At 75.8% G+C, this 12,145-nt stretch carries 7 protein-coding genes; all 7 read left to right on the top strand.

Features of this window, described 5'->3' with window-relative positions:
• The first annotated feature begins 1 nt into the window (after nt 1).
• The 7 genes from ACFC0Z_RS17370 (at nt 2) to ACFC0Z_RS17340 (ending at nt 12,112) form a co-directional block, all read left to right on the top strand.
• Nucleotides 2-1,414, top strand: coding sequence for a PP2C family serine/threonine-protein phosphatase (locus ACFC0Z_RS17370; protein ID WP_376438216.1), 1,413 nt, complete (start codon nt 2-4; stop codon nt 1,412-1,414).
• A 65-nt stretch (nt 1,415-1,479) separates the two neighbouring features.
• Nucleotides 1,480-2,796 carry a VWA domain-containing protein gene (locus tag ACFC0Z_RS17365; RefSeq protein ID WP_376438214.1) on the top strand — a complete coding sequence of 439 codons (1,317 nt, stop codon included), beginning with the start codon at nt 1,480-1,482 and terminating at the stop codon, nt 2,794-2,796.
• 45 nt (nt 2,797-2,841) lie between these two features.
• Entirely contained in the window at nt 2,842-4,107 is a 1,266-nt protein-coding gene (locus tag ACFC0Z_RS17360; RefSeq protein WP_376438212.1) for an FHA domain-containing protein, read from the top strand.
• 82 nt (nt 4,108-4,189) lie between these two features.
• Nucleotides 4,190-4,594, top strand: a complete 405-nt coding sequence (locus tag ACFC0Z_RS17355; protein ID WP_376438210.1) for a globin — start codon at nt 4,190-4,192, stop codon at nt 4,592-4,594.
• Nucleotides 4,595-4,767: 173 nt separating this feature from the next.
• Complete coding sequence (locus ACFC0Z_RS17350; RefSeq protein ID WP_376438208.1) at nt 4,768-8,097, top strand: FtsX-like permease family protein; 3,330 nt, start codon at nt 4,768-4,770, stop codon at nt 8,095-8,097.
• Nucleotides 8,097-11,156 carry an FtsX-like permease family protein gene (locus tag ACFC0Z_RS17345; RefSeq protein WP_376438206.1) on the top strand — a complete coding sequence of 1,020 codons (3,060 nt, stop codon included), beginning with the start codon at nt 8,097-8,099 and terminating at the stop codon, nt 11,154-11,156. Before ACFC0Z_RS17350 ends, ACFC0Z_RS17345 begins: the two co-directional genes overlap by 1 nt.
• Entirely contained in the window at nt 11,153-12,112 is a 960-nt protein-coding gene (locus ACFC0Z_RS17340) for an ABC transporter ATP-binding protein (protein ID WP_376438204.1), read from the top strand. Before ACFC0Z_RS17345 ends, ACFC0Z_RS17340 begins: the two co-directional genes overlap by 4 nt.
• Nucleotides 12,113-12,145 lie beyond the last annotated feature (33 nt).

Raw genomic sequence — 12,145 nt, 5'->3', positions numbered from 1 at the left:
GATGTCCCAAGACCCCAGGAACCACCCGCTGCCGACGCCGTCGCACGGTTTCGCCGCCTGCCCCGGCTGCGCGGAGCCCGTGGACTCGGGTGACCGTTTCTGCGGGGCGTGCGGCCACGACCTGTCGGCCTCCCCGGCGGAGGCCGGGACGGACCGCCCGACCGTGCCGATCGCCACCCCCGTGGTCTGGCCGGACGCCCCGGCCAGGGAGCCGGGTTCGCTGTCGACGGCGACCCAGCACCCCGGCGATCTGCCGGGCACCGACTCGGGCGGCCGCGACCTGCCGACGATGGCGGTCCGTACGGACGGCCAGGCCGCCCGTGCGCCCGGCGCCCCCGGTGGCGCGTCCTCCGGTGGCGCGTCCTCCGGTGGTACGTCCTCCGGCGGTACGTCCTCCGGTGACTTCGAGCTGGCCGCGCCCGATCCGCGTACGGCGGTACAGGCGGAACCGGCACCGGCGCCCGCGGCGGGACCGGGCCCCGGCACCGCCCCCGGCAGCGCCCTGTGCGTGGCCTGCCGGGCCGGGCGGGTCGACACCGACGGCTACTGCGAGAACTGCGGGCACGCGCAGCCCCGCGAGCGGGACCACATGGAGCGGGAGCTCGACGCGGTCGCCGCCGTGAGCGACCGGGGCCTGCGCCACCACCGGAACGAGGACGCGTTCGCCGTCTCGGCGACCACGCTCCCCGACGGCTCCCCCGCCGCCCTCGCGATCGTCTGCGACGGCGTCTCCTCGGCGACCCGCCCCGACGAGGCCTCCGCCGCCGCCGCGCGGGCGGCCGGCGACGCGCTGCTCGCCGCGCTGCCCCGTGGCATCCACCCGCAGCAGGCGATGCACGAGGCGATCGTCGCCGCGTCCGAGGCCGTCAACTCCCTCGCCGAGGAGCCCGGCCGGGACGGCGCCGAGCACGACCCGCACCGCAACTCCCCGGCCTGCACCATCGTCGGCTCGGTCGTCGCCGACGGCCTGCTCGTCGTCGGCTGGGTCGGCGACAGCCGCGTCTACTGGGTCCCCGACGACCGCTCCGCCCGGCCGGCCCGGCTCACCGAGGACGACTCGTGGGCGGCCCAGATGGTCGCCGCGGGACTGATGAACGAGGCCGAGGCGTACGCGGACGAGCGCGCCCACGCGATCACCGGCTGGCTCGGCGCCGACGCGTACGAACTCGACCCGCACACCGCCTCGTTCAAGCCCGACCACTCCGGCGTCGTCGTGGTCTGCACCGACGGCCTCTGGAACTACGCCGAGAGCGCCGAGGACATGGCCGGGGTCGTCCCGCCCGACGCGGCGGACCGCCCGCTGCACGGCGCCCAGGTCCTCGTCGGCCACGCCCTGGACGGCGGAGGCCACGACAACGTCACGGTCGCGCTGCTGCCGTTCACCTTCACCCCCGAAGGGGCAGGCTCCGCCTGAGAGCGGTCGCCGATCCCCCCTTCCCTTCCCCGTTTGCCGCACTGCCGCCCGAGGAGCCGAAACAGATGGCGAACTTCTCCAAGCCGACCGTGCCGCGGTTCTCCGTGGACGTGTACCAGAACGAGTTCCTGCCCGAGGGCGGCCGGGACGTCAGCGCGATCGTCACGGTCACGTCCACCGGGGGCGGGACCACGGGCGCCGTCACGGGCAGTGCCGCCGGTGTCGTGCTCATGGTCGACTGCTCCGGCTCGATGGACTACCCGGCCACCAAGATGCGCGGCGCGCGCGAGGCGACCGCCGCCGCCGTCGACACCCTTCGCGACGGCACCCACTTCGCCGTCGTCGCCGGCACGCACGTGGCGCGCGAGGTCTACCCGGGCAACGGCCGTCTCGCCGTCGCCGACGAGCGGACCAGGGCCCAGGCCAAGGAGGCGCTGCGCGGGCTGAGCGCGGGCGGCGGCACGGCGATCGGCACCTGGCTGCGGCTCGCCGACCGGCTGCTCTCCTCCGCCGACCTCGCCATCCGGCACGGCGTCCTGCTCACCGACGGGCGCAACGAGCACGAGACGCCGGAGGAGCTGCGGGCCGCGCTCGACGCCTGCGCCGGCCGGTTCACCTGCGACGCGCGCGGGGTCGGCACCGACTGGGAGGTCAAGGAGGTCACCGGGATCGCCTCGGCGCTCCTCGGCACCGCCGACATCGTCGCCGACCCGTCCGGGCTCGCCGCCGACTTCACGGCGATGATGGAGCGCACGATGGGCAAGGGCGTGGCGGACGTCATGCTGCGCCTGTGGACGCCGGTCGGGGTGGAGATCGGCTTCGTGAAGCAGGTCGCGCCGACCGTCGAGGACCTGACGGACCGGCGCGCCGAGGCCGGGCCGCGCGCCGGCGACTACCCGACGGGTTCGTGGGGCGACGAGTCCCGCGACTACCACGTGAGCGTGCGCGTCCCGCAGGCCTCGCTCGGGCAGGAGATGCTCGCCGCCCGGGTCTCCCTGCTCGCCCCCGACCCGGCGGGCGGCGATCCCCGGCCGCTGTCCCAGGGACTGGTACGGGCGGTGTGGACGGACGACCTCGCGATGTCGACCTCGATCAACCCGCAGGTCGCGCACTACACGGGGCAGGCGGAGCTCGCGGACGTCATCCAGCAGGGCCTGGACGCCCGCAAATCGGGCGACCGGGACGGCGCGACGGCCAAACTGGGCCGCGCGGTGCAGCTCGCGGCGGCCTCCGGCAACGCGGATACGGCGAAACTCCTTTCGAAGGTGGTCGACGTCGTCGACGCGGCGACGGGTACTGTGCGTTTGAAGGCGAAGGTCGCGGAAGCGGACGAGATGACACTCGAAACCCGCTCCACCAAGACCGTTCGCGTCAAGAGGTAGCCCGGCCCGCCGGGCCGGAAAACGACGAGAGGGGGAAGCACCGACATGCCGACCTGCCCGAACGGACACCAGTCGGTCTCCGACGACTGGTGCGAGGTCTGCGGCCATCGCATGGCCGGGGCGGGCGCGCCTGCGGGTGCCGTGCCGCCGCCTCCCCCGCCGCCGCCCGCGTACGGATACCCGGGGCCCGGCCCCGGTGGTCCCGGCGCTCCCGGTGGCTTCGGTCCCGGTGGGGACCCGAACGCGACCGCGCAGGCGGAGCTCTGCCCGCAGTGCCGTACGCCGCGCGAGCACATGGCGCCGTTCTGCGAGGAGTGCCGCTGGAACTTCCTCACGAACACGGCGACCTCGTACACGCCGCTGGCCCCGCAGCCGCAGCAGTCCGGCCCGCCGCCGGGCCTGAACCTGCCGCCCGGCTTCCAGTCCCCGCCGCCGCCCCCGGCGCCTCCGGCGCAGCAGCCCGACCCCTTCGGGTACCAGGGCTCGCGGCCCTCACAGGTGAACCGTCCGGCCGAGCCGCTGGGCGCCGAGCCGACGCACCACCAGGCCCCGCCGCAGCGTCCGCCGATGCAGCAGCCGCCGGCCCCGCCCGTACAGCAGCCGCCGGTCCAGCAGCCTCCCGTGCAGCAGCCGCCGGTGCACCAGCCGCCGCAGCCGCCGATGCACCAGCCGCCGTCGGCTCCGCCCGCGTTCCTCCAGGCGCCGCCGCAGGCCGCCCCGGTCCAGGCCCCGCAGCCGCCCGCGCCGCCGCGGCCCGAGCCGCGGGCGGACGACGACTGGGTGCTGTCGCCGCCCTCGCAGCCGCAGCCCCCGCAGCCGCCGCCGCACCAGGCACCGCCTCACCAGGCGCCCCCGCCGCACCAGCAGCACCAGGCGCCTCCGCCGTTCCAGAGCCCTGCCCCGCCGCAGGGCTGGACCGCGGTGATCGCTCCCGACCGGGAGTACTTCATGGCGATGATGCACCGCAGCGGGCCCGAGGCCTCGGGCCTCAACCTGCCCGCGTACTCGCCGGCGAAGCACCTGCCGCTCCAGGGCACGCAGGTCTCCATCGGCCGTCGCCGGCACTCCACCGGCGAGTCCCCCGACATCGACCTGTCGGTGCCGCCGGAGGACCCGGGCGTCTCGCACCAGCACGCCGTGCTCGTGCGGCAGCCGGACGGTTCGTGGGCGGTGGTGGACCAGAACTCCACCAACGGCACCACGATCAACGGCGGCGAGGAGCCGATCCAGCCGTACGTCCCCGTCCAGCTCCAGGAGGGCGACCGGGTGCACGTCGGCGCCTGGACGACGATCACGGTCCACCGCGGATGACCCCAGGACCGCCCGCCTCTGCCCAGGGGCGGACGGTCCTAAGTCTCCGGTCCTCGGTCAGGTCATCTGAGACGATGGAACGGTGAACGAGATTCCCGGGGAAACGGTGCAGGAGCAGACCTTCTACGAGCAGGTCGGCGGCGAGGAGACGTTCCGCCGCCTGGTCCGGCGCTTCTACGAGGGCGTCGCGGAGGACCCGCTGCTGCGTCCCATGTACCCCGAGGAGGACCTCGGCCCGGCGGAGGAACGGTTCGCCCTCTTCCTCATGCAGTACTGGGGCGGCCCCCACACCTACAGCGATCACCGCGGCCACCCGCGCCTGCGGATGCGCCACGCGCCGTTCGCCGTGGACCAGGCGGCGCACGACGCCTGGCTGCGTCACATGCGGGTCGCGCTCGACGAGCTCGGGCTCGCTCCCGAGCACGAGGCGGAGCTGTGGCGGTATCTGACGTACGCGGCGGCCTCGATGGTGAACACCGCGGGCTGACGCACGCCTGCTGACGCGCGCCGCACACCCTCCGCCGGTCATGGACCGGCAGATTCCGGAGCCTGAACGCCGAATAACGGTCACGATCCCATCAAGGTCGGTCCGCAAGCGGTTTCCAGCACCCCGTGCCCTCTGAAAGCATCCAAGGAACTTTCGGGGTTTCAGGGGGATGGGTGACGGGGTTCGTATTCCTGCGCGTCAGGGCGCACCGGCTGCTGCTCGCCGCCGCGCTGCTCGCCGTCCTGCTGACGACGACCGTGCTGGCCACGCTCGCCGCCTTCTCGACGTCCATCGGGGACGCGGCGCTCCAGGCCGTGCTCCAGGGCCGTTCCTCGGCCGCCGCCTCCCTCGTGGTGTCCGGCCAGGTGGACGCCGAGAAGCGGGCGAGCGCCGACAAGGCCGTCCGCGAGGGGGCGGCCAAGGCCTTCGACGGGCTGCCCGTGGCCGTCTGGCGCGTGGAGCGCTCGGGGCCGTACGCACTGCCCCGGAGTCTCCAGCCGCCCGCCGCCCGCAAGGGCGACCCCGACCTGACGCACTTCGCCGTGCTCGACCGCGCCCGGCTCTCGCTCGTCAAGGGCGCGTGGCCCTCGGCGGCGCGGCCCGGGGGCGTGGTGGAGTCCGCGATCCCCGAGGAGGCCGCCCGGCGCCTGAGGATCGCGCCGGGGACCGTCCTCACCCTCGACGACCGGCTCGCCGACGGGCAGGTACGGACCCGGATCACCGGCGTCTACCGGCCCCGCGACACCGGTGACCCGTACTGGCGGCTCGACCCGGCGGGCGGCCGCGGCATCAGGACCGTCGCCTTCACCACGTACGGCCCGCTCCTCGTCGACCCGGCCGTCCCCGCCGCGAAGGCGCTGAGCTCCGGCACCACCGCGTGGCTCGCCGACCCCGACTTCGGCGGCGTCACGACCGACCGGATGGACGCCCTGCGCGCCTCGTCCACCGAGGTACCGAAGGCGCTCGCCGAGAACACCGCCCCGTTCGGGACGACGGTCACCGCCGACACCGCGCTCCCGACCGTCCTCGACGAGACCGGGCGGGCGCTGGTCGTCTCCCGGTCCACCGTCCTCATCGTCGCCGTGCAGCTGGTGCTGCTCGCCGCGTACGCGCTGCTGCTCGTCGCCCGGCTGCTCAGCACCGAACGCTCCGGCGAGACGGCGCTGCTGCGGGCCCGCGGCGGTTCGCGCCGCCGGATCACCGGGCTCGCCGCCGTCGAGGCGCTGCTCCTCGCGCTGCCCGCCGCGCTCGTCGCCCCGCTCCTGACCGGCCCGCTGACCCGGCTCTTCGCCGAGCGGTCCGCGCTCTCCTCCCTCGGCGTACGGCTCGACACGAGCCCCTCGCTCCAGGTGTGGCTGGTCGCCGCCACCGTGGCGCTGTGCTGTGCCGCCGCCGTCGTGGCTCCCGCGCTGGCCGCCGGGGACGGTTCCGTCGTCTCGCTGCGCAAGGCCCGCTCGGGAACGCTGCCCGCGCCCGTGCGCGCCGGGGCCGACCTCGGTCTCCTGGTCATCGCGGGCGTCGCGTTCTGGCAGCTCCAGCGGCCGTCCGCGACCGGCGCCGCGCTCGGCGGGGACTCCGTGGACCCGGTGCTCGTCGCCGCGCCCGCCCTTGCCCTGCTCGCCGGGACCGTCCTGACGCTGCGGCTGCTGCCGCCCGCCGCCAAGCTGGCCGAGCGGCGCGCCTCGCGTGGCCGCGGCCTGTCCGCCGCCCTCGCCGGCTGGCAGTTCAGCCGCAGGCCGCTGCGCGGCGCGGGCCCCGTCCTCCTCCTCGTCCTCGCCGTGGCGATGGGCATGCTGGCCATCGCGCAGAGCACCTCGTGGGAACGCTCGCAGCGCGACCAGGCCGACTTCCGGGCCGGTGCGGACGTCCGCGTCCTCGCCGCCGGGCCCGGCGAGCCGACCGAGACGGAACGCCTCGCGGCCGTCCCCGGCGTCACGAGCGTGGCCCCGGTGCACCGGGCCTCGCTGGATGTCGGCGGGAAGACCGCGTCCGTCCTCGCCGTCGACACCCGCGAGGCATCCGGCGGGCTGCTGCTCCGCCCCGACCTGGCGGGCGCCGCCTCCCCGTCCGAGCTGTTCGCCCCGCTCCGGCCGAAGGCCGTCACCCGCCCGGGTCTCCCGCTGCCCGCCGGAACCCGGTCCCTCGCCGTCGACCTGCGCACCGACGCGCCGGCCCGCACCCCCGAGGCCCGGGTGACCGCCCTCATGGAGGACCCGGACGGCATCCCCTACCGGCAGACCCTGGGGGCCCTGCCCTCGGACCGCCGCACTCACCGGCTGACGCTCGACCTGGCCGCCCTGACCGGCGGTACGGGCTCCGGCGGCCTGCTGACGCTCACCGGTCTGGAGATCATCGGCTCGGTCGACGACGGCACCACGCACCAGCACACCCTCCACGTCGAGCGGTTCACCACCGTCGCCGCGAACGGCACCGAGCGGGTCCACGCCCCCGGGGAGGTCCTCGCCACCTGGTCCCGCGTCGCCGACCAGACCCTGAACGAGGAGCCCGAGGTCGCCATCACCACGATCGGCGGTCCTGGCTCCGCGGGGCCCGGCGGGCGCCCGGCGCCGTACTCCGTCTCGTACGAGGTCGTCGGCAGGCTCACGGGCGACAAGCTCTGGGGCCCCGAGGAGTACACGCTCCGGCTGATCGCCCCGGGGCCGAGGGCGCCCGCGCGGCTGCCCGCCGTCGTCACCGAGGCCTATCTCGCGGCGACCGGCGCCAAGGCCGGAGACAGTCTGGAGATCAGCCTCGGCGGCAAGTCCGTCGGCATCACCGTCGCGCGCGTGGTCAAGGAGCTGCCGACCACCGGTCCCGGCGCCCTGTCCGCCACCGCCGCCACGACCGTCTCCGCCCCCGAGACCGGCGGCGCGGTCCTCGTCGACCTCACCTCGGCCAATCGTTTCCTCGCGGCCGACGAGACCGCGAGCGTCCCCGCCACCGAGTGGTGGCTGACCGTCGCGCCCGGCAGGTCCGACGAGGTCGCCGCGGCCCTGCGGGCCCGCCCGAACGCCGACCCGACGCAGGTCCTCGTCCGCGACGAGACCGCCGCCGAGCTGCTCGGCGACCCGCTCGGCGCGGGGCCGAACGCCGCCCTGATGGCGGTCGCGGCCGCCGCCGCGGCGCTCGCCGCCGTCGGCTTCGCCGTCGGCTCGGCGGGCGCGATGCGGGAACGTTCCGCCGAGTTCGGGGTGCTGCGCGCACTCGGCACCCCGCAGCGCCGCCTCGCCCGGCTGATCGCCGCCGAGCAGGGCATCCTCATCGCCGTCGGCCTGCTCGTCGGCGTCGGCCTCGGCACGGTCCTGGCCCGGGCCGTCGTCCCGCTCGTCGTCCTCACCGGCCAGGCCGCCAGGCCCGTACCGCCGGTTCTCGTGGAACTGCCGCCCGTCCAGGTGGCGCTGCTGCTCGCCGGGGTCGCGACACTGCCGCTCGCCATCGTCGCGGTGATCGCGCTGCGCCGGACCGACCCGGTCGTGACCCTGCGCCACCAGGGGGAGCACTGATGACCGCCGAGCGCCCCGAAGTCCCCAGGGAGAGCACCGACATGCCCCGGACCCCGTCCGACAAGCCCGCCCGGCCGTCCGACGGCACCCCGTCCGACAAGCCCGCCCGGCCGTCCGACGGCACCCCGTCCGACAAGCCCCGGCCGTCCGACGGCGGCGCGCCCGACAAGCCCCGGCCGTCCGGCGGCGGCGCGCCCGCGAAGCACGCCCGCACCGTCGCGCCCTGGGTGCGGACCCGGCTGCGGACCGCGCCCTGGGCCGCGGTCTCCCTGGCGCTCCTCGTCCTCGTCACCTCCTACCTCGCCGCCGCCCTGCCCCGGGTCGTCGACGCGTACGAGACGGAGGGCCTGCGCCACGAGATCACGACCGCCGCACCCCGCCTCACCGTCCTCGACCTCACCGTCTCGCTGCGCATCAACGAGCCGCGCGAGAACCTCACCCCCGCCGCCCTCCAGGCGAAGCGCGACAAACTGCGCGCCCTCTTCCCCGAGCCGCTGCGGACCGACCCGGAACAGACCGTCCACGGCATCCGCACGGTCACCCGCGTCGCCGGCCTCGACCGCTGGCTGCCCCGGCCCGACGGCATCAGCCCCGAGTTCGTCCTCTCCTCGCCGTCCGACCTGACCGCCCACGCGACCGTGCGCCAGGGCCGCCTGCCCGCCGGAACGGCCGACGCCCCGGAGGCGGCGGTCACCGCCGCGACCGCGAAGTCCCTCGGCATCAAGCCCGGTTCCGTCGTGCACGTACCCGGCAAGTTCAGCTCCGAGCCGCTCGCCGTGACCGTCACCGGGATCGTCGAGCCGCGCGGCCCCGAGTCCGCGTACTGGGCCGTCGAACCGCTCCTGGGGACGCCCGCGCTCGCGCCGCTCGTCGGCGACGAGGTGAAGTACTACTGGCAGGGGGCGCTGCTCCTCTCCCCCGCCTCCGCGCCGGTCCTGCCCGCGACCGCCGGCGAGCCCGAGCTCTTCTGGCGCTTCATGCCGACCGCCGACCACCTGACCGCGCGCGACGTCGACCGGCTCGCCACCGCCCTCGACGCGGTCGGCGCCGGAGCCGACCTGGTGGAGATGCGCCAGGTCATGGGAGTGACCGGCGGCGTCGCCACCGAACTCGACACCCTCGTGGGCAACTTCCGCTCGATGCGCGAGGCGATCGACCCGGTCGTCGCCGTCGCCGTCTTCGGGATCGGCGCGGTCGCCGCCGTCGTCCTCGCCATGACCGGCGGGCTCTTCGCCGCCCGCCGCGACAGCGAACTCTCCCTCCTCCGCTCGCGCGGCGCCTCGCTCACCGGCATCGGCCTGCGGCTCCTCGGCGAGACCTCGGCGGTGACGGTCCCGGCCGCGGCCCTGGGCCTGGTCCTGGCCGTGGTGACGGTACGGCCCCCGGAGACCGTCGGCGGCGGCGCGGGCGGCGGTCTCCCGCTCACGCCCTCCGTCCTCGCCGCCGCCTGCGTCGCGCTCCTCGCCATGCTCGTGCTTCCGCTCCGCGCGGTCGTCCTGCACCGCCGCCCCCGCCTCCACGGCGGCCGCGACGACCTCCTCGACGCCCGGCCGTCCCGCCGCCGCACCGTCGCCGAACTCACCCTGCTCGTCCTCGCCGTGGGCGCGATCGCCTCCATGCGGCTGCGCGGCGGATCCGCGGCTTCGGACGGCTCCCGGTCGGGCCCCGGCCAGGGCGCCGGCGGCTCCGGGGCGGTCACGGACGGCGGCTCGGCGGACCTCCTCCTGAGTGCCGCGCCGGTCCTCGTCGGGATGATCTCCGCGCTCGTCCTCGTACGCCTCTATCCCCTGCCCCTGCGGTGGCTCGCCCGGCCCGCCCGGCGGCTGCGCGGGGCCGTCGGGCCACTGGCCCTCGCCAGGGCCGGGCGCTCCTCGTCCACCGGCGCGCTCCCGCTGCTCGCGCTCGTCCTCGCGCTGACCACCGCCGCGTTCGGCGGCTCCGTCCTCGGCGGCGTCGCCGAGGCCCGCGACCGGGCCGCGCTCCTCGCGACCGGCGCGGACGCCCGGATCGAGGGCTCCGTCGAGTTCACCCCGGTCCCCGACGGGCTCGCCGAGGCCGTACGCGGCACGGCGGGCGTCCGGGACGTCGCCGCCGTGCAGATCGAGTACGGCGTCGCCCTCCCCTCCCACCTGGGCACCACCGCCCCGGCCATGAGCGCCCCCCTCGTCGGCGTCGAACCCGGCTCGTACGCGCGCCTCGCCGCACGCACCGACTTCGGCCCGTTCCCCGCCTCGCTCCTCGCCTCCACCGGCAAGGGCGGCGAGGACGCCGTCGGCGACACCGAGCGCGTCCTGCCCGCCATCGCCTCCCCCTCCGTCGCCGAGCGGCTCGGCACCGAACCGCTGGAGATCATCGCCGCGGCCGGCGTCTTCCGCGTGAAGGTCGTCGCCGTCCGGTCCACCACCCCGGCCCTGACCGGCGACGACTTCCTCCTCGTCAACGCCGCCGACCTCACCCACCCGCAGCCCACCGCGCTGCTCGTCACCGGCGCCGCCGCCAAGGGCTCCGCCCTGCGCGCCGCCGTCGCCGCCAAGTCCGCCGAGTCCGGCGACTTCGCCGTCACCCTGCGCGGCGAACTCCGCTCCACCTACGTGGACTCGCCGCTCCAGACCGGCGCCGAGCGGATCTACGCGGCGGCCATCGGCGCGGGAGCCGGATTCGCCGCCGTCGCCGTCCTGCTCTCCCTCATGCAGAGCGCGCCGGAGCGCACCAAGCTCCTCGCACGGCTGCGGACCATGGGCCTCACCCGCCGTCAGGGCCGTCGCCTCCTCGGTCTCGAAGCCCTCCCGCAGGCGGTCCTCGCCGCCCTCGGCGGCATGCTCGCCGGCTGGGCGACCGTCCCGCTGCTCGCCCCCGGCATCGACCTCTTCCGGCTGGCCCTCGCCACCACCCCGGGCCTCTCGGCGCTCGACAGCGCCCCACTGCGGGCGGACCCCTGGTCCCTGGCCGTGCCCGCGCTCGGCGTCGTCCTCCTCACGGGGGCGGCGGCGCTGGGGCAGGCGTGGTGGGCGGTACGCAGGGGCTCGATCCAGGAACTCAGGGCAGGAGACGCACGATGACGCAGACCGACACGACCGCTCCCGGCACGACGCTGGAGGAGCTGGAGCGGCGGGCGAACGCGCACCGCGACCGGCCCTCGTACGGCCACGACGCCCTCATCGCCTGCGACCGGCTCGTCCGGATCTTCACCACCGACGGGGTGGAGGTGCAGGCCCTCCAGGGCCTCGACCTCCTGGTGAAGGAGGGCGAGTTGATGGCCCTCGTCGGCGCCTCCGGCTCCGGCAAGTCGACCCTGATGAACATCCTCGCCGGCCTCGACGTCCCCACCGCGGGCGCGGCCCGCGTCGCCGGTTCCGACCTGCTCGCCATGGACGGCAAGGCCCGCCTCCGCTACCGCCGCGAGGTCGTCGGCTTCGTCTGGCAGCAGACCGCCCGCAACCTCCTGCCCTACCTGACCGCCGCTCAGAACGTCGCCCTGCCCATGCAGTTGCGGGGCCGGGCGAAGCACAAGGCCGAGCGCGCCGAGGAACTCCTCGCCATGCTCGGCATCTCCGAGATCCGCGACCGGCGGCCCCACCAGCTCTCCGGTGGCCAGCAGCAGCGGGTGGCCATCGCCGTCGCCCTCGCCAACAACCCGGCCGTCCTCCTGGCCGACGAGCCCACCGGCGAGCTCGACTCGGCCACCGGCGAGCAGGTCTTCGCGGCCTTCCGCCGCGCCAACGAGGAGCTCGGCACGACCATCGTCATCGTCACCCACGACCAGGCCGTCGCCTCCGAGGTCCGCCGCACGGTCGCCATCCGCGACGGCCGCACCTCCTCGGAGGTGCTGCGGCGTACGGAGGTCGACGAGCAGGGCCTGGAGTCGCTGGTGGCACGGGAGTACGCGATGCTCGACCGCGCCGGACGGCTCCAGCTCCCGGCGGAGTACACGAAGACGCTCGGGATGGAGCACCGGGTCGCGCTGGAGCTGGAGCAGGACCACATCGGGGTGTGGCCGGACGACGTGGAGCACTGAGGCAACCGGTACCGGCCGGCGGGCGTCCCTGTG

It is taken from the genome of Streptomyces sp. NPDC056144 (genome assembly GCF_042264145.1).
In the GTDB taxonomy this organism is placed as follows: domain Bacteria; phylum Actinomycetota; class Actinomycetes; order Streptomycetales; family Streptomycetaceae; genus Streptomyces.
The sequence above is the reverse complement of the archived record's forward strand: the minus strand, read 5'-3'. Positions and strand labels throughout refer to the sequence as shown.